Source organism: Spirosoma terrae (genome assembly GCF_010435915.1).
Lineage (GTDB): Bacteria > Bacteroidota > Bacteroidia > Cytophagales > Spirosomataceae > Spirosoma > Spirosoma terrae.
The window spans coordinates 472,934-493,278 of the sequence record NZ_JAAFZH010000002.1 but is presented as its reverse complement, the minus strand read 5'-3'; the positions used below and the strand labels follow the sequence as shown (position 1 = coordinate 493,278).

14 protein-coding genes are annotated in these 20,345 nt (G+C 46.5%); 5 read left to right on the top strand and 9 right to left on the bottom strand.

The window, feature by feature from the left end:
* Positions 1–111: 111 nt before the first annotated feature.
* Both GK108_RS07050 and GK108_RS07045 read right to left on the bottom strand, forming a co-directional pair.
* Complete coding sequence (locus tag GK108_RS07050) at positions 112–2,886, bottom strand: TonB-dependent receptor domain-containing protein (RefSeq protein ID WP_163944925.1); 2,775 nt, start codon at positions 2,884–2,886, stop codon at positions 112–114.
* Between the two features lie 164 nt (positions 2,887–3,050).
* Entirely contained in the window at positions 3,051–3,968 is a 918-nt protein-coding gene (locus GK108_RS07045; protein WP_163944922.1) for an RluA family pseudouridine synthase, read from the bottom strand.
* A 324-nt stretch (positions 3,969–4,292) separates the two neighbouring features.
* Here GK108_RS07045 and GK108_RS07040 point away from each other — a divergent pair, with 324 nt between their 5' ends.
* Both GK108_RS07040 and GK108_RS07035 read left to right on the top strand, forming a co-directional pair.
* Complete coding sequence (locus GK108_RS07040; protein WP_163944919.1) at positions 4,293–5,432, top strand: FIST signal transduction protein; 1,140 nt, start codon at positions 4,293–4,295, stop codon at positions 5,430–5,432.
* Positions 5,433–5,435: 3 nt separating this feature from the next.
* On the top strand, positions 5,436–6,965 hold the full coding sequence (locus GK108_RS07035; RefSeq protein ID WP_163944916.1) for an ATP-binding protein: 1,530 nt from the start codon (positions 5,436–5,438) through the stop codon (positions 6,963–6,965).
* A 139-nt stretch (positions 6,966–7,104) separates the two neighbouring features.
* Here the strand turns inward: GK108_RS07035 and GK108_RS07030 are convergent, their stop codons facing one another.
* Positions 7,105–7,881, bottom strand: a complete 777-nt coding sequence (locus GK108_RS07030) for a LytR/AlgR family response regulator transcription factor (protein ID WP_163944913.1) — start codon at positions 7,879–7,881, stop codon at positions 7,105–7,107.
* A gap of 65 nt (positions 7,882–7,946) precedes the next feature.
* The gene (locus GK108_RS07025) at positions 7,947–9,095 is read right to left on the bottom strand and encodes a sensor histidine kinase (protein ID WP_163944910.1); all 1,149 of its coding nucleotides are present in this window, start codon (positions 9,093–9,095) and stop codon (positions 7,947–7,949) included.
* Between the two features lie 246 nt (positions 9,096–9,341).
* On the opposite strand from GK108_RS07025, the gene GK108_RS07020 reads away from it, so the two are divergent.
* The gene (locus GK108_RS07020) at positions 9,342–10,175 is read left to right on the top strand and encodes an SdiA-regulated domain-containing protein (RefSeq protein WP_163944907.1); all 834 of its coding nucleotides are present in this window, start codon (positions 9,342–9,344) and stop codon (positions 10,173–10,175) included.
* Between the two features lie 5 nt (positions 10,176–10,180).
* Here GK108_RS07020 and GK108_RS07015 read toward each other — a convergent pair whose 3' ends face one another.
* Positions 10,181–11,209, bottom strand: a complete 1,029-nt coding sequence (locus GK108_RS07015) for a GntR family transcriptional regulator (protein WP_163944903.1) — start codon at positions 11,207–11,209, stop codon at positions 10,181–10,183.
* 158 nt (positions 11,210–11,367) lie between these two features.
* On the opposite strand from GK108_RS07015, the gene GK108_RS07010 reads away from it, so the two are divergent.
* The gene (locus tag GK108_RS07010) at positions 11,368–12,387 is read left to right on the top strand and encodes a S66 peptidase family protein (protein ID WP_163944900.1); all 1,020 of its coding nucleotides are present in this window, start codon (positions 11,368–11,370) and stop codon (positions 12,385–12,387) included.
* A gap of 101 nt (positions 12,388–12,488) precedes the next feature.
* Here the strand turns inward: GK108_RS07010 and GK108_RS07005 are convergent, their stop codons facing one another.
* Entirely contained in the window at positions 12,489–13,496 is a 1,008-nt protein-coding gene (locus GK108_RS07005) for a nitrilase-related carbon-nitrogen hydrolase (RefSeq protein WP_163944898.1), read from the bottom strand.
* Between the two features lie 167 nt (positions 13,497–13,663).
* Between GK108_RS07005 and bshB1 the strand changes: the two genes are divergently transcribed.
* Positions 13,664–14,383, top strand: coding sequence for a bacillithiol biosynthesis deacetylase BshB1 (bshB1, locus tag GK108_RS07000; RefSeq protein WP_163944895.1), 720 nt, complete (start codon positions 13,664–13,666; stop codon positions 14,381–14,383).
* A gap of 88 nt (positions 14,384–14,471) precedes the next feature.
* On the opposite strand, the gene GK108_RS06995 is transcribed toward bshB1, so the two are convergent.
* The 3 genes from GK108_RS06995 to GK108_RS06985 form a co-directional block, all read right to left on the bottom strand.
* Complete coding sequence (locus GK108_RS06995) at positions 14,472–16,124, bottom strand: tetratricopeptide repeat-containing sensor histidine kinase (protein ID WP_163944893.1); 1,653 nt, start codon at positions 16,122–16,124, stop codon at positions 14,472–14,474.
* Positions 16,125–16,564: 440 nt separating this feature from the next.
* Positions 16,565–17,566, bottom strand: a complete 1,002-nt coding sequence (locus tag GK108_RS06990; protein WP_163944888.1) for a hypothetical protein — start codon at positions 17,564–17,566, stop codon at positions 16,565–16,567.
* A gap of 49 nt (positions 17,567–17,615) precedes the next feature.
* Positions 17,616–20,333, bottom strand: a complete 2,718-nt coding sequence (locus GK108_RS06985) for a hypothetical protein (protein ID WP_163944885.1) — start codon at positions 20,331–20,333, stop codon at positions 17,616–17,618.
* Between the last annotated feature and the right edge of the window lie 12 nt (positions 20,334–20,345).

The window sequence follows — 20,345 nt, the reverse complement described above, 5'->3', positions numbered from 1 at the left end:
CGTAGCAGCAAACCACATAAAAAAGGAATCCTCCCAGCAAAGCCAAGAGGATTACCACCAACCTATTCTAATTAAGACTGTATTAAACTCACTGTTTATGCTATTGGTTTATTAGCGAGGACGGCGACCACCTCCGCCACTGGCTGGCGACGACTGTTGCTGCTGAGGACCAGCGTTATCACCACCGCCACCATCGCCATCTTTCACATCATCATTGCTAATCGATCGGCGGCTTTTTCTGGTAGGAGCGTCGAAGCTCATTTTACCCAATTTCAGGCTGAAAGTTAACCGAACACCAGCATTGTAGAAGTTCGTGGTTGAATTCTGCATCAGGATTGGCGAAACTAGCTCTGCGCGCTGCGTAAATGGATGGTTCAGGAAGTTTTCGGCAGCCAGACCAAGACTTGCTTTCTTGTTGTTGAACTCTTTCCGAAGTCCCACATTGTAGAAGTACATGCTGGTTTGATACCCCTGCAATTGAACTTGCCGACCGCGCATACCCCCGAATGCCTGGAACGCCCACCCATTCGACAACGAAACGCTACCATTAACTCGTCCTGATATTACCCAGCCTGAATTCGACGCAGCGTAAATCGGATTTACGTTGTTGTTAGTCAGACTAACGTGGTATAAATCGACACCACCACCAATCTGCAGCTTTGAGAATACCGTAGCATTGCCAAACAGGTTTAAACCATAGGCATCCTGATGACCTACGTTCTGGTAACTCGTCCGTATTACCTGCTGAAGAACGGGGTTCGTAACATCGCCAAACGATTGTTCCGATACGTCGCGGACAGCGGTAATTTCATTGTTAGTCCGACGAGCGAATAAGGATGCGTTCAAATACAACCCTTTAATGGTCGTGCTAGTACTAAACTCAACATTATCGGTCAGCTCTGGAGACAGATAAGGGTTACCCTGCGTAATATTGGTCGGGTTAGAGGAGTTAACATTCGGGTTCAGGAACTGAATACCAGGTCGTTGAATCCGGCGGTTATAGGCCAGTTTAATAATTTTTCCTCCGCCAATATTTTTAGAGATGTTAATGCTCGGCACGATATTTCCATAGTCTGGAATTGAGGTAGCCTGTCCCGCCGACTCGTTACTGAATTTAGCATCGATGAACGTGTACTCGTAACGTGCACCCGCTTTAATGGTAAACTTACTTTTGGTTGTTAACGTATACGACAGATACGTAGCGGCTATATTCTGATTATAGAACAGCGTATTACTCTGACGCGTCGGATCAATCTGATACTCTCCTTCTGTTCCGTTGGCAAAGTAATACGCATAATCACTGTTTGCCTGACGGAAAATTCCTTTTGCCCCAAATTCTAACAATTGGTTATTTTTGATAGGCGTCTGGTAATCTAGCTGCAACGTAGACTCCTGGTTGTAGCTGTTGTTGTCGTTTTTCTGACGGGACGTAATTGTTTCGAAATCCGTATTACTCAAAATATCAGCGACGAAATTATTTGTGCGGTTGTTTCGGCTGAACAAAGCCAATACGCTGAACTCCCGCTGAGGCTTATAAATTCGGGTATAGGATACGTTCGCATCAACCGTACCCGATAAATCTTTGGTTTCTACGTTACGATCGTTAATGGTAGGGAAATAAGCGCTCGGACGGAAGGTTTGGGTCAGCAAATGGTTTTGATTAACCAATCCGTTACGTGCCCCATATCGGAGACTGGCGGTTAACGATGTGTTTTTATCAATATCGTAATCCCACCCCAGTTGGTAGTTACCAAATAAACGTTGGCTCAGCGTACTGGACGATTGCAGCGTCCGTACGTTTCCGGCGGAGGATATGGTTGTCTGATCATTCGCAAACGAACCCTTAACGTTATACTCAGCCCGGCCAAAACCACTTAAGCTAAAGCCCATTTTACCGGTACGGTAGTTCCCATTGATGCCCAGGTTACTACCCCGGTTACCAACACCGCCATCAATGTTTAACGTAGCGCCCTGCAGCGTATTTTTCTTGGTAACGATATTAATAATCCCGGCCGACCCTTCGGCATCATACTTGGCGGATGGGCTGGTGATAACCTCCACCGTTTTGATCATATCCGCTGGAATCTGTTTTAGAGCGTCAGCAACACTACTGGCTACAATGGTCGACGGTTTGTTATTGATCAGAACTGTTACGTTGCTGCTTCCCCGCAGACTCACGTTACCATCCATATCGACCGACAGCATCGGCACTTTACGCATTACGTCAGAAGCATCTCCCCCTTTAGCGGTAAGGTCTTTGTCGGCATTGAAAACTAGTCGGTCAACTTTTTCTTCGATCAGAGCCGCCTGCCCTACTACGTTCACTTCTTTCAGCGTGCGAACATCGGCCGAAATTTTGATCGTCCCCAGGTTGATATCAGTACCTCGTTCGATGGTAATGATATTCGATCGTTTGTTTTTATAACCAATAAATGTGTAAAGGAGTCGATACTGGCCCGGCGCTAACTTGTTGAGAGCAAATTTACCATCTGCATCAGCCGTTGTACCATCGATGGGTTTGTTGGTAGCCACGCTCAAAACGGCAATTGTAGCAAATTCGACTGGTTTATTCGAGGCTGAATCGACCAGCATACCGGATACTTTACCATTTCCCCGAGCAATCGGCTCCGCTTCTGAGCCGGTAGTTCCGGGTTGAGGTCGTCTGTTTGCCGGAGTTATAGTGTCTTCCTGTTTGGGGCTACCCGGCATCGTAAACGAATCGGGCTGAGTGCCAGTAGCACTGCTGGCCGGCGTTGCAAACGGATCAGGATTGGCAACTGGAGGAGTTACTGCGGTTCCACTGGCAGGGTTCGTAGGCGTATTCGACACCTGCGCCATTGCCGCTGTGGAGCTTATGATGAATATAGAAAGTAATAACCGTTTCATGGCATCGGGGATTGAAGCTCCAAAAGTCGTGTAGTCCATTGGAGTCTAAAAATCAATCTGGCCGAATGCCAGTTTTTGCCTGCTGAAGCGGGAGTTTGAGCTTGGGAAAGGTCGGCCTAAAATGACTTTCCCAAGCGATGATGACGGCTGGTTTACTATGTTGTTTACTCTTTCCCCTTTAAAACAGCCAGAAAGCTTTTCGGTACGGGCGCATCAAAACGCATGGCCTGTTCTGTAATGGGGTGTTCAAAGGCAAGCACTTCGGCGTGCAATCCCAGGCGCCCAATCGGGTCGGAAACAGCACCGTATTTAGCGTCGCCCGCTACCGAATGCCCAATGTCCTGCATATGCACACGAATCTGGTTTTTACGTCCTGTTTCCAGTTCCAGTTCCAGCAGCGAGTAGCCGTTAGCGGCTTTCAGAACGCTGTAGTTCGTAACGGCCAACTGCCCATTATTGGGGTTCTGACTTGAATACACAATTAGCGCTTTGCTCTCGCGCAAATAGGACGTAATGGTTCCTTTTGGCGGCTCAGGAACGCCTTCTACCAGCGCTACGTATGTACGCTCTTTGGTGGTTGCATTCCATGATTCCTGCATAAGGCGCTGCACTTTTTCGCTTTTGGCAAACATCATTACACCCGAGGTTTCGCGATCGAGTCGGTGAATGATAAACAGGCGATTTTTAGGATTCTCCTTTTTTATATAATCACTCAGAATGCTATAGGCCGTACGATCTTTTTCCTTGTTGGTGGCCATCGACAGCAATCCTGCCTGTTTGTTGATTACAATCAGATAGGCATCTTCGTATAAAATGGTTAGCCCCCGGTACTGCGCCGTTTCTGGCGCCCGGTTAGCTGCCACCGTAACAGTCTGCCCAAGCTGTAGGGGATGATTAAACTGCGTATAGACTTTGCCGTCAATTAGAACCTGTTTATTCCGCAACAACGATTTTATATTGTTCCGGTTCTTGGAAGGCAGTTTTTCAATCAAAAATAGCATCAACTCAGTTGGTGCCGAGACAGTTAAATTAATATCCGAACGTTGACCACGTTTTCGGGGAGGCTGCTGAGGATTTTCCATCTACAATTTGAAAACATACAGAATCCAACCAACGGCTCTGTATTTTTAACTATCACGCAAAGGTACGGCTCATTTTTAACTGATTGCCCTTTCCCGTACCATCAGTTGTAAGTTAGTTCATTAGATGGACTTACGATGCCTTCTCCACTCAACGTTTTCATTAGCCATTATCTACAATTATTCACAAAAACAGCCAAAAAGTACACATAAATTGTAAAACAATAGTACGCATTATGTTTTAATTATAAACTTATTTACTTTCGTTCAGGAGTTCTGGTTTACAAAGCCATATTAGATCGTAACGAATACATTTTACTATTCACCATGAAGATAGGGCAGGCCAGGTTTGCCAATGGAAACTGGGAAACGGTCTCAGAAACAGCGGGTTTCCAGTCCGAAAAAGCACAGCTAGTACTGGCTTTCGGAGGTCGTAAATTACTGGAATCGCTTGCCTCCTACAACCATCTCCGGCACCTCTACCCGGCTGCGCAAATCGTTATTAATTCCACCTCCGGCGAAATACTTTCTGACAAAGTGTATGACGATACGTTGGTAGTCACCGCTATTGAGTTCGAAAAAACAACGGTTCGATTAGCTCAGACCGACATCACTGACTATAAGGAGAGCTACGAAGTCGGGAAACAGATTGCCTGCTCACTGGATGACGAAAACCTGGCGGCCATTATTCTAATCTCCGATGGTGGTGTCGTCAATGGTAGCGATCTGATTGATGCCAGCAATCGCTGTCTGAACCGGTTAGTTCCTGTGGTTGGTGGACTCGCCGGTGATGGCGACCGTTTTGAACGAACGTTAGTTGGCGCTAATCAGAACCCCGAGCCAGGTAAAGTAGTCGGTATCGGCTTATACGGCTCATCCTTGAAAATTGGGCACGGGTCAATGGGCGGCTGGGACGTATTTGGCCCGGAGCGCGAAGTCACAAAATCGTCGTATAACGTACTGTATCAGATCGATGATCGGATGGCGCTGGACCTATACAAAGATTACCTGGGTAAATACGTAGACGGCTTGCCCGGTACGGCATTACTCTTCCCACTTTCCATACGTATCACGCCCGATTCCAAACCACTGGTACGTACCATTTTATCCATCGACGAGGAAACCAAAAGCATGACATTTGCGGGCGATATACCGCAGGGAGCCCGTGTTCGTTTCATGCGAGCCAACATGGACCGGCTCGTTGAAGCTTCGGCTACGGCAGCTCAAACATCGCTTCAGCAACTAGGCTCCTCCCCCGAATTAGCCTTATTAATTAGTTGTGTTGGTCGTAAACTGGTTTTAGGACAACGTACTGAGGAAGAACTTGAAGTAGCCAGGGATATTTTCGGTACAGAGCCGGCCGTAACAGGCTTTTATTCGTACGGCGAAATAGCACCAGCCGGACCAGCCTCGCCGGGCGAACTCCACAACCAAACAATGACCATAACTATCCTATCCGAACAATAGCTCATGGAGGTAGACTCTCTACACAAAATCCTTAAACGTCAAATAAACAGGCATTTAACCCCAGACTGTCTGGAACATCCCCACTTTCAGCAGTTTATCCACGCAGTCAATGAGTCGTATCTTAGCTTTGACCGCGACAAAGAGCTACTCGAACATTCGGCCATGCTCAATGAGCGTGAATATTCGGAAATAAATCAGAAGCTGAAGGAAGAAGTAAGTCAGAGACGCCAATCGATAGAGAAACTGATCGAAGCCATTCACTCCATTGAGGTTCCTGAAGGTGAATCAATCGTTGATTTCGACCCTAACAACCTGGTGGGACTAGTTGGGTTTTTACAACGCCAGATCGAATACCGGAAAACCATTGAGGATGAGCTTCGGAATGCCAAGGAAGTTGCTGAAAATGCGACGCAGGCCAAGTCGGATTTCTTGTCTATGATGAGCCACGAAATTCGAACCCCGCTCAATGGCATTGTTGGCATGACTTATCTAATGATGCAGGAAGATGTTCCGCCTACACTGACCGAAAACCTAAAAACACTCCAGTTTTCCATTGAACACCTACAGGCGTTGATCAACGACATTCTTGATTTCAGCAAAATTGAAGCCGGTAAAGTAGAGCTGGAAGAAATCAATTTCGATTTTAAGCACCTGGTTTCTAACATAAAAAGGGCGCAGCAAGCTAAAGCGCAGGAAAACGGCAACCGCATCAAGCTGATGGTTGACGATGATATCCCTGACTCACTTATCGGCGATTCGCTTCGCATTGGGCAGGTCCTGACCAATCTGGTATCCAACGCCATTAAGTTTACGCATAACGGGACCATAACGATTGAGTTGTCCTTAGAGAACCGAACAGAAAATCGCGCCCGCATTTACGTATCCGTTCAGGATACGGGTATTGGCATTGCCCCTGAAAAACAGGAAGCTATCTTCACCATGTTTACCCAGGCCAATTCAGCCACAACCCGCAAATTTGGGGGAACCGGGCTGGGGCTTGTTATTACCAAAAAACTACTCGAACTGCACAACAGCGAAATTGGCGTAGAAAGTCAGGAAGGTAAAGGTGCTACCTTCTCTTTTACGCTGGATCTGGCTATCAGTAACGTAACGGCACCTATTATTCAGGCAACTGATACTGTTGATAACAAAACATTGAAAGGATTGAAAGTGCTGCTGGTCGAAGACTATCCCGTTAACGTAAAAGTGGCCCTTAAATTCCTATCTATGTGGGGAATTAACGTCGATACTGCTGAGAATGGGCAGATTGGCGTCGAGAAATGCCGGGACGGGCAGTTTGATCTCGTACTGATGGATTTGCAAATGCCGGTGATGGACGGCTACACAGCCGCGCAGGAAATCAGAAAAAGTAACCCCGACATTCCTATTATTGCTCTGACAGCCTCCGCTACGTTCAGCAACCGGGATCGGGCCGTAGAGGTTGGCATGGCCGACTACGTAACCAAGCCCTTCAACCCCAAAGATTTGTTTTCAAAGATTGCCAAATACAGTCAGCGCCAACCAATCTCTTAACGTAACGACCTCCTACGCTACGTCCTTTCCATAGGTGTTACGTACTAACACCGGTTTATTTACCACAGAGATGTCAACGCTCTGTGGTAGATAAAACAATCAGATCATCAGCTCTGGGGAGACATAATCTGTTACGTTTCTATTTGCCCAGCCATTCTTTAAACTCCGTCATTCTGTCGCCACTAACAAAAACCTCCTGCTTCGTTTTCGGAACCAGATCGAGTTTCAGTTTACCCGCAGAAAACGTATGAATTGTTTGGATAGCAGGCAACGAAACCAGAAACTGACGGCTGATCCGAAAAAATTGACGGGGGTTCAGAAGTTGCGTTAGTTTATCCAGACTGTAATCAACAGGAAGTGTAAGCCCATCTTTAGTAACTAGAAACACCACTTTTTCTTCCAGAAAGAAATAGGCAATATCGGCCGTTTCTATACTCCGGATTTTTGTCCCGACCGTAATCATAAACCGGTCTTTGTATTCAACGGTCTTCTGTCTACCAATCATGTTCAGGATCGCTTCCAGATCTGGCGATGCATTAGTCTGGCCGAACTGCTTTTTCAGCGATTTGTATTTTTCGATAGCAGCTACCAACTCATCATAATTGATCGGCTTAAGCAGATAATCAATACTGTTTACCTTGAAGGCCTGAATCATGTATTCGTCATAGGCCGTTGTAAAAATTACGGGTGTACTTAAATCGGTTTGTTCAAAAATCCGAAAACCCAGATCATCTTCCAGATGAATGTCCATAAATGCCAGATCGATTGCCGGACGTGTGGGCTCATTAAGCCAATCGACGGCTTCAGCAACAGACGGAATACGAGCCAGCACGTTGATCGTAGGATCGTACTTGTGCAGAAGACTTTCGAGCCGTTTAGCCGTCAGGTTCTCGTCTTCGATAATTACAACGTTCATATCCATAAAGAGCAGACGAATGAATAGAAAAGACAGCCAGGGCTGCTCGCCATTCACTGGCCAGTTTAGGTAAGCAGTGGAACCTTGACAATAAAACTACCTTCCGTTTCACCAACCCAGACCGATTTATCGGTCAGCATAGCATAACGGGTAATAATATTCTTCAATCCGACGCCAGTTGATGTTTCTGACTGCGGGCGAGTCTGCAGATTATTCTCCACAACCAGGCAGTCTCCCTCCAGCCTAATATGCACATGCAACGGCTCTCTAGTTGACATCCGATTATGTTTTACGGCGTTTTCTACCAGCAACTGCAGCGTCAACGGCGCTATACTATAGCGACTTTGGTCGGCTTCCGGTACGTTAATAACGACATCGAATTTGTTTTCAAAGCGGATGTTGAGCAGAAACCGATACGCCTGAATAAATTCAAGTTCTGTTTTGAGCAGTACGCGGTCGTTATCCTTCTGCTCCAGAATGTAGCGGTAAGCACGGGATAACTGATCAATGAATTTTTCGGACAAATCGGCATCGGCATGAACCAGCGATGACAGAATACTTAAGCTATTGAACAGAAAATGAGGATTGACCTGACTTTTCAGGGCCGCAAACTGAGCCTGTACGTTTTCTTTCTCCAGTCGTTCAGCCCGTATCTGAACATCTTCAAGACGCTGATAGGCCCGCCGGTTGGCTGCCAGATAAAACGCCGATAGCATAGCCATTACGGTCATACCGTTATTGACTCGACGGCGTTGCTCACGGTTTTTCCGACGCTCTTCCGAAACCGGTGGCGTTGGTTTCTGCGGTCGAACTTCCTGATCTCGAATCAGACCAAAGCCCCGCTGGAGCGTATCGTCTACACTATGCCAGAGCGTATAAAAGCCAATATTGAAAACAACGGCCAAAGCGCTGGCAATACCTAACGTAGCGAGTTGCGCCGGAATCTTGAATTCAATGAGAAAACCATCGCCAAACCGTTTAAAAAAGCGCTGTTGCAACCATTCCGTTACGTTGATCCAGGCATAAAAAAATAGAACGCTGAGTATCGTTTCTAAAATCCAGAACGGAATGTTTCGAACCAGAAAATTCCAGCTAACGTAATGGGCTGGAATATTTACATACAGTCGAATGGGCCAGTAAATGACAAAAATACTGAGCGCAAGCTGCCATTTTTGTCGATTAGTCAAACGGTATGTTAAGGTAGAAGAAGTCATTATACAAAACTAAGAATAGCGGTCAGTCATCAAAAAAGAAACCGGCGGAATGCCGGTTTCAGGATTCTGAATGACGTGATTCTGATTATGAGCCTAATGAAACCTATTTGTGAGTAGGCTCCTCCTAAACAAGAAACGGTTGTATAACCGTGTCGTTTCCAGCCGCAATAGCCAGCGCATAAGTTTCCTCTTCGAGTAGTTTGAACTAATAAAGAACCCTATTTTTACAGCAAAACGAATTGCACAATGAATCGTCTTTTAATAGGAATTGCTTGGTTGCTCATAAGTTGTGGTACATCGTCAACGAAAAACGAAAAACCAGAAACCAAAACACTGGAACCGGATTTCAAACTTCCTTACCAGCTCACTACGCCCGATGAACGGTACACGCTGCCCAAACAGCTGGAAGAAATATCGGGACTGAGCTATCATAAAGATGATAAGCTACTTTGCGTTCAGGACGAAGAAGCGATCGTATTTGTCTATGATACAAAGAAGAAATCGATTACGGATGAGTTTGGCTTTGGCGGATACGGCGATTTTGAAGGAATTGAATACGTAAATGATGACATCTACGTATTAGAAAGCAACGGCAACCTGTTCCGCTTCAAACCTGAATCAAAAGATATCGGCCGTACTAAAACCGATTTACCGAAAAAGACCGAAGTTGAAGGACTTGGTTATGATCCAAAAACGAAACGACTATTGATAGCAGTAAAAAACGGTGGGGCATCCAGCGACAAAACCGTTTATTCGTTCGATTTATTGAACAAAGCTGTCTTTAAAGATATGAGCCTGAACGACGAACAGCTCGAAGCAGCTGGCATCGACCCCAAAACCTATAAACCATCCGGCATTGCCGTCCATCCAATCACCGGCGAATGGTATATTCTTACATCGGCCGGGAAACGCCTGGTGATCACAAACCGGCAGGCTAAAATCCGGTATTCGGAGCCGCTGGACCCGAAGCAGTTCCGGCAGCCGGAAGGCATCTGCTTCGCCCCCAATGGCGATCTGTTTATTGCCAGTGAAGGGGATGGAAAGAAAGGCTATATTCTCAAATTTACGTATCAGAAATAACTGGCCTACAGCGAACTACGGCGAATCAGTTTAAACGGGTTCTTCACTTTTTCGGCCCGGTGATTCAGCATTAATAAGGCAGCTGTTCGGCCCATTAGTTCATGGTCGGTCGATACAACGGTAATCCCGTCGGCCAACACTTCTTTTAGTGGCGTTTCATTAAAGGCAAGAATCCCCACGTCTTTTCCTAATGTTAAGCTGGAACGACGCGCCTGCCGAACCAACTCGGCCAAATCGCTGTCTTCCAGTACAATATAGGCTGTGTTAGTATCAATGCTATAATTTATCGTTGTCTCAAGGATCGTAAACTCCTTCTGGTAATGCACGGCGTAATTCCGAAATCCACGTACGATATCGTCGGGATACCGTACATCTTTTGGAAAGATCAGTACCAGCTTCTGGTATTTTGCGAGTAAGTCCGAAGCAGCGACCAAAGCCTCATAAATATCTCGATCAAACTCCTGATAAACCGCAATATAATCCCCTTTCAAACCCGGCAGATCTTTATCCAGCAGCACCAGTTTCTCGGAAGGAATGGCGGCTAATAAGTTTTCTACTTTTGTAGCCTCATGACCAGACGTAGCACATTTGGCATAAATATGAGGCATCACAACGTAGTAATTGTATAGTCCTTTATTCTCCTGCAACAGATGCTCAAGTTGCGAAACGCTATGGTGATGTAATCGTAAATCAACAACGGCCCCTGGTCCTAACGCATCGAGCAGCGAATAATAGACGATTTTTTTATAAGCGCTGAGCTTATTGATAATCAGCAAAACACGTAACTGATCGGGCCCTTCCTGCCGGATAAAATATCCTTTTCCCTTTACGGAATGAATAATTCCCTCTTTTTTGAGAAAGTTGTACGCTTTTTCGACCGTATCACGCGCCAGATCATATTCACCACTCAACTCATTAATCGATGGCAACTGTTCATCACGATGCAAAGCCCCCGTTTCAATACCGTGCATGACAGCGTCAACTATCTGACGGTATTTAGGCGTACTTGATCGTTCATTAATAATTAGTTGCATAAAGCTCTCATTGAAGCCGTAAAGTAAGTATTTTTCCCTAATACTATCCACCCCATTCAAAAAGCCAGGTAGCTAACGTAACAGCAATTAGTTATCAGAACTAGGCGACATCTGCGTGAACCAGTAACTTTATATCAATCTTAACGCCATAACTACGCATGCCTACTCGTCGTACGCTACTAAAAACAGCTGCTTTTGCGCCTTTTCTCTCGCTAGATACTCACTCAACAATTAGCAAACCACCCCGATTGAAGACAGGCGACACCGTTGGTTTAGTGTGCCCGGCCGCACCTGCCTATAGTCGGGAAACCGTACAAATTACTATCGAGTCGCTGCAAGCGCTGGGCCTGAAAACAAAATTATCTCCTCATTTCTACGATCGCTACGGTTATCTGGCGGGTCGTGACAGTGACCGGGCTGCTGACCTAAACGGGATGTTTGCCGATCAGTCGGTCAACATGATTATGGCTATGCATGGCGGTTGGGGATGTGCCCGCATCCTGCCCCTTCTGAATTATGACCTCATCCGGAAAAACCCAAAAATCCTGATCGGCTACAGCGACGTAACAGCCTTGTTACTTGGCATTCACGCTAAAACTGGCCTATTAACGATGCACGGTCCAGTGGGGGCCGTTACGTGGAATTCGTTCAGTGTAGGCTGGTTCCGCCAGGTTCTGATGGATGGCGAGTCTGTCTTGTTTCGAAATCCGGCGAGAAAAGACGATAACCTGACACAGACAAAAGATCGGGTCTTTACGCTACGTTCGGGCGTTGCCAGAGGCCAGTTAGTTGGCGGCAATCTGACTGTGCTTTCGCATTTGCTGGGCTCGCCGTACGTTCCCGACTGGGCAGGAAAAATTCTATTTGTTGAAGATACTCATGAAGACATTTACAGTGTAGACCGTATGCTAACTCACCTCAAGCTGGCGGGTGTACTGGACAAGCTAGCGGGTTTTGTTTTTGGGAAATGCACTTCCTGCGAAGCAGGCAGCGGTGGCTACGGCTCTCTTACATTCGAAGATGTTCTAAATGATCACATTACACCCTTACATATACCGGCTTATGCAGGCGCAATGATCGGCCATATTACTGATAAGTTCACTATTCCAGTTGGTTTGGAAGCAGAAATAAACGCCGACAAAGGCACCATTCAGCTACTGGAACGTGCTGTCGCCTAACCTAATTCTGTTCTTCACCAAACCAGCCATCCTGTTCCCCAATGGCTGAAATCAAATAACGAGTAGCTTCCCTACGTTTGTCAAAGAGAGACGAGGTATTGCTACGTGTATATTTTTTTGATAACCTCTTGCTGAGTTCGAACAAACTGCTGTCGTTCAGCGGGTTGACTCAATAAAGTGCCCGGAGGATAAATGGTATGCTCCGCATAACTCTGCGCATACAATTCAGATCGCTGGCGAGCCAGTAGATTACCGGATGCCGGACGCTGACGGAATTCACGTAGCGCGGCCAGATCAATATCGGCGTTGGCGACCATACTTTCCCCGTACCCGGCTTCGGCCAGCACTAAACCTTTCGGATCAACAATCTTAGAGCCAGCATCCGTTGATCCAAACGGGATCGGGCTATCGGCTAGACCGGCGGTGTTGGCCGATACGACGTAGGCCATATTCTCAATAGCGCGTGCCACTTTGGCAACGTGGCGCTGTGTTAACAATGGGCTTGCCATTTCTGATGTTGAGTGCAGCAATACCTCTGCCCCACGCATCGCCAGGCACCGGGCGACTTCCGGAAACAAGATATCTTCAGAAGCGATGCAAGCCAGGTTCCCGATATTGGTTTTAACAACAGGAAACAGCGAATCATAGCCGTAGGCGTCCATATATAGCTCCCAAACATCGTGTGGCGTTGGCGAATACATAGCGTTCAAACGCCGATAACGTAGCAGCACATCGCCATTGGGACCTATAATAAAGCTAGTCTGGAAGTAGAGTTCGGGAAAGAATGGGTCCTGTTCGTACGCATTGCCAGAAAAGTAAATCTGTTGCCGCTGCACCATGGCCCCCAACGCTTCATAAATGCGGCCATCAATATCGAGAGCGGCTTTTTCGCGCCATTGGTCGGTTGTTTCGCTGATCGGAAAACCCGTTAGAAAATATTCTGGTACAACAACCAGAAGCGTATCGCGGCCAATAAAATTAATGGAAGCGGCTATTTTTTTTTCCAGGCGGTCAATCGTTTTGAGCATTACCGCTTCGGCTTCATCGCGGGTTTGACAGGCATTTACTGGTTGGCAGGTTAGCTGAAGTGCCAGGGCTTTATATGACATAGATAGGGTTGGGTGGGTTGAAACATAGCTGTCTCAGGGCCTAAATTATAGGTTTCCGCTGAAAAAATGATACCCGATCGGTAGTCGGGATACGAACAAATTCTTTCTGACTTTGATTGTCAAGGTAGCAGGCTATCACAAATAGCGAATTATTAATAAACAGATACATGAAGGTTGACGTATTAGCCATTGCGGCTCACCCCGACGATATTGAAATGACTTGTGCGGGCACAATTCTTTCGCTCAGTGAACAAGGTAAAACCATAGCTGGTGTTGACTTAACCCGAGGAGAGCTGGGAACGCGCGGCACACCCGAAATCAGACTCCAGGAATCGGCCGAAGGTGCTCGGATTATGAACCTCGTTGCCCGCGAAAATATGGGCTTTCGGGATGGATTTTTCCGAAATGACGAAGAGCATCAAATGGCACTTATTCCTATCATCCGGCACTATCAGCCCGAAATCATCTTAACTAATACGGTCGATGATCGCCATCCCGATCATGGCAGAGCAGCTCAACTTGTAATCGACGCCTGCTTTTATGCTGGCTTGCGGCAAATCAAAACCGTTGGTAAAGATGGTCAGCCGCAGGAAGCGTTCCGCCCTACATACATTTATCATTTCATTCAGGATCGTTCGCTAAAACCTGATTTTGTGGTTGACGTAACGCCCTACTGGCATCAAAAATTAGCCGCCATTCAGGCTTACAAAAGTCAGTTTTTCAATCCGGATAGCGACGAGCCACAAAGCTATATTTCGGGTGAGCCGTTTATGAAATTTCTTGAAGCACGCACCCGCGAACATGGACACATGATTGGTGTTGAATTTGGGGAGGGCTTTATTAGTCGGCGTATGCTGGGCGTAAAAGACCTGTTTCAGTTAATATAGCGCTTACCAATTAGCACAAGCTCATGCGCCACGGATTGTTATGATACGTATCGTAACGATCCGTGGGCTATACAACCTGCCAGGAATTTCAGGAAGTACGTACCGTTTGTTTGGGCAGAACGGAGGTCATGTTGCCTTTGGGATGAATAGGCATCCGAATTCTAAAGAGCATACCATTCTGACTAATAACGTCGATTTCGGCCTCCAGCTGATCACTGAGAGACATAATTAGCTGTTTCCCAAACGACAACCGGTTGTTAATTTTTCGCCAGGTTTCCGCGTCGATTCCCCGTCCATTATCCTGTACTTCCAGCGTAATTCCATCCCGTCTTAATAAAGCGATACGTAGCATGGGTCGTTGTACATCTCCGTATGCATGCTTAAACGCATTGGTAATTAATTCATTGGCTATCAAGCCCAGCGGCATGGCCACATCAACATCCAACGTCCGTTGTTCAATGTAAATATAGAGATCAAAGTTCTTGGCATTGTAATCATACGCCTGCATGAGCCCGGTAGCCAAATCGGTTAGGTATTCATCCATATTGACAGACGTAACGCGTTCCCCCTGATACAACCTCTGATGAATCAACGACATAGCTTCTACCCGCTGCTGGCCTGCCAGCATGGCCTGGATAGCTTTTTCATCCTGTAATCGGACGGATTGTAACTTGAGCAGACTGGCTACAATAGCGAAGTTATTTTTCACCCGGTGGTGAAGCTCCCGCATCATAAGCTTTAACTGATCGGCCTGCTGTACGATTTTAGTTTTTTGCTGAAACAAAAGTGCATTCGCCTTTTGCTTTTGTAGATTGGTGCGCCAAAGAAGGAGAGCTATCAGCAGAAGAATGAGCAAACTTATCACAAAAATATATTGCCTCATTTGCTGCTGGTATGCCAACTGGGCCATTTCAATGTCGCGTTGTCGCTCTGTTTCCTCGAACGATATAGTCTGAAGAGCCTGTAGTTTTTCGGCCCCGTATAGACTATCCTTCGCCACTGCGGCCAGTTTATAATACCGCACCGCTTCGTTCATGTCCTGAGTTTCATACACGCTGGCCAGTAGACTACTGGCCATGAGCACTCCGCGCCTGTACGATCCTTTCTGACTTTCCGACAAGCTTTTTCTGGCGTAATAGATACACGAGTCGATCTGACCTTTTTTCTGGTAGAGTCTGGCGATTGCCGTGTTGGCAAAAGCTATATTCCGCAGACTATTTTCCTGAAAAGCGATGTTTGAGCTAGCCTGATAATAGTGCATGGCTAAATCAGAATTTCCGCGCTTAGCCTGAATATTCCCTAAAACACGCAAAACATAGGGCAGATTGTTAATTAATTTCAACTGAACCATCTCCCGAAGGGCTCGTTGCTCATAATACCAGGCAGAATCCAGGCGATTGAGCTGCTCATATGCACTGCCAATATTTGACTCTGTAATTGCCAGACCAGTTCTGTTATGAATAGCTGCGTGTTTTTTTCGGGCTCGGTGATAGTATGACAATGCCTGCGAAAAATCCTTTAAATCCAGATAGATATTTCCTATAATATTCTGGCTGCGAGCAACTTCATAGGGCTGGTTATGTTCTTCAGCAAGTTGAATGGCTTTAAATTCAACTTTTAGCGCGTTCGGTAAATTTCCCATTTCCCGCATCACAAACCCTATACTTCCCAATGCGTCGGCTTCGCCTTTGGGATAATTAATTTGGCGCGCCAGACTTAACGCTTTCTGGCCATACCACATGGCTGAATCGGGCGTCGATAATCGATATTGGAGGGAGAGTTCGGATAAAAGAAGTACCCTGTTTGTATCTTGAGTAGATATACTCAATTCGCGATGTAAACTATCCGTTACTCTATGCTGTCCTTTCGACACACTAACCATTAGTGTAAAAAGAAACCAAAGCCATAAAGCCTGTTTATAGTAACCAGCGAAGGCTAAATTAATTCTCCGACATAGATAAGGTAGTGTGGCCACCATTCGTAGATCCCGTAACGATTAGTAAAGACCTTAAACAGTAGTTACTACTATTGTCGGAGTATTGTTGCGGAGGCCGAAAATATCAAATAACGCCAACACTACGTATCGGCAAAATCACAGCTGATAGCTATTCTTAGTGAAAGGAGGCACTTGTTCAAAAGGGACAAAAATAGGTTACTAATTTGATTGAAAAATAGCGACTTTTACAAGTCAGCCTGTTTGTGCACAGCATCGAGCCACAACGACCGTCCCATGCAATTCCAGTGCGTATCTCCTTTTAAATAAGGCGACTGCCGGGCCGCTTTAAATGATGAATAGACATCAATAGTTTTCACTCGTAGCAGAGGATCATGCTGAATACGCTCGATCAAGTGGTTGTACTGACCCCGATTGGGTTCAAGAATACTGGCCTTATTGGGAATAATAGACAAATAAACCTCATCAAAACCTAGTTTCCGATACCGATCCGCCGTTGAATTAATACTATCTACTAACATCCGGGCTTCAACGTCTGGAAAATCAACAAACGAGGAAAGCTTTTTCCGGGTCGTATCCGTATCAAAATCAAGAAAAATGTTACGGTAATCGCGCGACAAACTTACGCCAGCACTGGCCCGATCGAACCAGTTCAGTGTTATAGATGCTTTCAGTTCTTTAAACCAGAAGGCCCAGTCCTGGCTGAATAAGGTAGAAGCCAGTCGTTCTTCAACATCGCTCCGATGAAAATCTTCATTCAGCCACTGCCACCACGAGCGTTTGCTGGCTGGCGTCAGAGTTGTATCTTTTTCAACAATCAAGTCATCGACTGGCTGGGCAAAATGCTCCCGAAAATGGCGCTCCACCGTTTCCAGAATCAATACGTTACGTTTGGTTGTGTCTAGCTGAATGCGTTTCGGGAAATCCCACTTCACTCGTTTGTAGTAACTTACCCGAAAATCCTCACGCCCAATACGTTGCTCCTCCGAAAAGCTATCGCCTATAATGTATAAATGCGCCGATGCCGTATCGCTGGCCCGGTTTGAGGGTGAACAAACAGGCTGTACATCTTTAAACTGAGATAAAGCCGATATCCGATATAAATCGCCGTACCGGTAGTCATCGACAATAACCCCTACAGTATATAACCAATGTGATACGGTAGAAGAAAGGCCTCCTATCCACAAAACCAGTGCAAAAACAAGAACGATATAGCGTATAATTCTCATAGTTGTTGTTACTCACCGCCTGCCAACCAAGCGCCGATTAATGCTTCTATTATCGAAGCCGAATACTAAATAACTGAACGGCTTGTTTGGATCCGCTCAGGATATATAACTCATTGGTACGCTCATCAAATTGCAGTGAAACCGGAAAGTCGCTTGGAATTGGTCGGCTACCGATAATACGGCCACTCAGATCGTACAGCGTTGTAAAACCTCCCGACTTAACACTAATCAGTTCTACACCAGCCCCGAGCCTGTGGTAACGAACGTTGTTGCTACCCGACTGTAAAGCCCGTACATCAAATCGCTGCTGCCCTTTCTGATCTAATATGGCCACCTCCGTATCAGTTGCCCGTAAGAGCAGCCAATTCGTCATAGCCTGGTCAGGGAAGAGCCGAAAAACGCCCCTGCGTACAGGTCTGTACAGCTGCGTACGACTGGCAATCAGACCATTTTGATTCAGGGTCAATAACTGCCCTTCTTCCGTAATGGTCTGAATCTGTTGCTGGCCCGGTGGTAACAATGCCGGGCCTGAAAAACGAACTTCGACTTCTTCTTCTTTTGTTCGTTCGATTTTCACAGGATAATGCGGCAACTGCGTACCATTTTCATTCCAGCGATTCAGCGTTCCGTCGGACTGCGTAGCCATGATTTCCATTCCGGTTGGCGACGCAATAACCTGAAAAGGCAGAATAAGTGGCTTTTTATTGGTAGACGATATGATTCGCACAAATGCTTTACGCTGGCGATCTAAGGCATACACATGCCCATCCTGATGCGCGACCAACGCAACCCAGTTCCGCTGCAAACTTCCGCGAGGGCGTGTCAGGAAAGTAGGATCAATACCCGCTGGCAGACGGATTGTGTTTAAATGAACCGATTTTTTCTTTGGATCAGCAATATAGAGCGTCCGATCGGTCATGAACAGATACTGAAGGTTGCTATTATCCAGAAAGTCAACGGCTAACGCATTACTACGTATTGGCCCATCGGTTGTATCCTGTACAATCTTATCGCCCTCTGGTGTAACCAGTACAAATTGGCCAGCGCTATTCTGTGCATAGAACTGGGCTGTACCGTCGCTCAGGCTGCCTGTTACCACCGGCGCAGCAATCAATGATACATTAAACTCTACTTTCTTCTGTAGTAACAATCGGTTCAGAACGGCCTGACTCGCCCGGCGGGTAGTACGTCCTAAAACCAGTGTAGACAGGATTTTTTCGTTCCCATAACTGGCCTGATAGGCGATATTTTCCAGATTCGATAAGGCCGATCCCTCTTCCGAGCCATTCAACAGGTTTTGCCATGCCAGCGGCCAGGTCGAGGTTAGCATTGTCTGCGACTGATCGGCATTGATACGTGTTAACCGAACAAAGGCCGTAAAATTGGCAGGACGTAACGTATTCTTCAGCAAATCGGCCTGCCGTTCATCCGTAGACCAAACAGCTTTACGTTGAATCTGCTGCAAATATTCCTGCATTGCTTCCTCAGCGTTCGCCACAATGAGCGACGAACCATGCTGCGTGATCCAGCTCCGCTGGAAGCCAGTAAACAAGCTACTGAATAAAGAAGCCGGTAATTCGGGGACGTCAAGCCGCAGCGTTTTGTGTCCCAGAAACGTTTTTAACGTAGCGGGGGCTTTGGCTCCTGCCAGATAAGCAGCCTGCTGATAGGCGTTTGAGAGTTCCTTTATATTTTTCGCATTCAGCACCAGCACATGCTGCCGGGCGCCCGATGGTGACTCCATCCGACAAAGCAAAATTTCGGTTCCTAACGATTGGTAAATAGCTTCAGTAGCTGGTTCGATTTGTTCGAATCGTTCACGAAGAAAATCGCTGGATGCTGAGCTGAGCAATCGACTCAGCGACTTGCCAAAACGGTTGGCATCGCTTATACCGATATGAAATAACGAGGCTGTCGTTTGCGGTATTAAATCTGAATTCTGGATACGTCGGGGCGTCTGGCCTGTAAACAAAGAGGCTACATCCTGCCGTTCTCCGATGGCATCAGCGGCATAACCGATCAGATGCGACCGCGAGGCCGATGGACGAAATTGCAGATTTAGTTCTTCGGGCAGAAACAGCCGTACCAGCGACGTAGCATTGCCGAAGAGCGATTGAAGGACTTCAGGACGGATGGATATACCAGCCCAATGGTCGGAATCGACTCGGAAATTAGGTTCAGACCGGGGTAGTTGAAAGGTCTGATGCATTCGCTTAGCTACGTTCTCAATCAGGATTCCGGAAGCGCTGCCAACCAGAAAATTATCCGTAAGTATAAATGAGCCGACAGATTCATTGGACCGGTTTACCAGATCCAGAATTTTTTCACCAGAAAATGTATGTCGGAGGATACGATGCTGACGAGGATCGGGGTTAGTTAACCGGTCTATAAAAGGTTGATCGACCTCTGCCCTGGGTATGTAAAAGATAAAATCAAGCGTTGTTTTTGAGATGGTGTGTAACGAATAGCGAATATTTTTACCCTTAACGAATTGAATCGCCGTGGCCGAATCCATAGCCGCATAGATAAATCGATCGAGTCGCTGGCGAGCTTCGTGAAAGATGGGCAACTGCTGTAGCGCAATAGTTGTCCGTAAAGCCTGCGCCGAAACAGTATCCTGCAAGCGATCGCTAGCCAACACCAGCAAAGACCCGGAAGGCATGAGAGACCAAACCGTACGATTCGATGGAAAAAATTGGCGATACCCAAACCATCCCCCAAACAACAGTATTATTGTTCCAATGCCAATCCAGAGTTTGCGATTCATTATAGACGTAAG

Bases quoted from the DNA above. Each gene is read 5' to 3' on its own strand.
- GK108_RS07045 (WP_163944922.1), bottom strand. From the start codon at position 3,968: ATGGAAAATCCTCAGCAGCCTCCCCGAAAACGTGGTCAACGTTCGGAT.
- GK108_RS07005 (WP_163944898.1), bottom strand. From the start codon at position 13,496: ATGTCATATAAAGCCCTGGCACTTCAGCTAACCTGCCAACCAGTAAAT.
- GK108_RS07035 (WP_163944916.1), top strand. From the start codon at position 5,436: ATGGAGGTAGACTCTCTACACAAAATCCTTAAACGTCAAATAAACAGG.
- GK108_RS06995 (WP_163944893.1), bottom strand. From the start codon at position 16,124: ATGTGGTATGGCCAGAAAGCGTTAAGTCTGGCGCGCCAAATTAATTAT.
- GK108_RS07010 (WP_163944900.1), top strand. From the start codon at position 11,368: ATGCCTACTCGTCGTACGCTACTAAAAACAGCTGCTTTTGCGCCTTTT.
- GK108_RS06990 (WP_163944888.1), bottom strand. From the start codon at position 17,566: ATGAGAATTATACGCTATATCGTTCTTGTTTTTGCACTGGTTTTGTGG.
- GK108_RS07025 (WP_163944910.1), bottom strand. From the start codon at position 9,095: ATGACTTCTTCTACCTTAACATACCGTTTGACTAATCGACAAAAATGG.
- GK108_RS07020 (WP_163944907.1), top strand. From the start codon at position 9,342: ATGAATCGTCTTTTAATAGGAATTGCTTGGTTGCTCATAAGTTGTGGT.
- GK108_RS07030 (WP_163944913.1), bottom strand. From the start codon at position 7,881: ATGAACGTTGTAATTATCGAAGACGAGAACCTGACGGCTAAACGGCTC.
- GK108_RS07040 (WP_163944919.1), top strand. From the start codon at position 4,293: ATGAAGATAGGGCAGGCCAGGTTTGCCAATGGAAACTGGGAAACGGTC.
- bshB1 (WP_163944895.1), top strand. From the start codon at position 13,664: ATGAAGGTTGACGTATTAGCCATTGCGGCTCACCCCGACGATATTGAA.
- GK108_RS07050 (WP_163944925.1), bottom strand. From the start codon at position 2,886: ATGAAACGGTTATTACTTTCTATATTCATCATAAGCTCCACAGCGGCA.
- GK108_RS06985 (WP_163944885.1), bottom strand. From the start codon at position 20,333: ATGAATCGCAAACTCTGGATTGGCATTGGAACAATAATACTGTTGTTT.
- GK108_RS07015 (WP_163944903.1), bottom strand. From the start codon at position 11,209: ATGCAACTAATTATTAATGAACGATCAAGTACGCCTAAATACCGTCAG.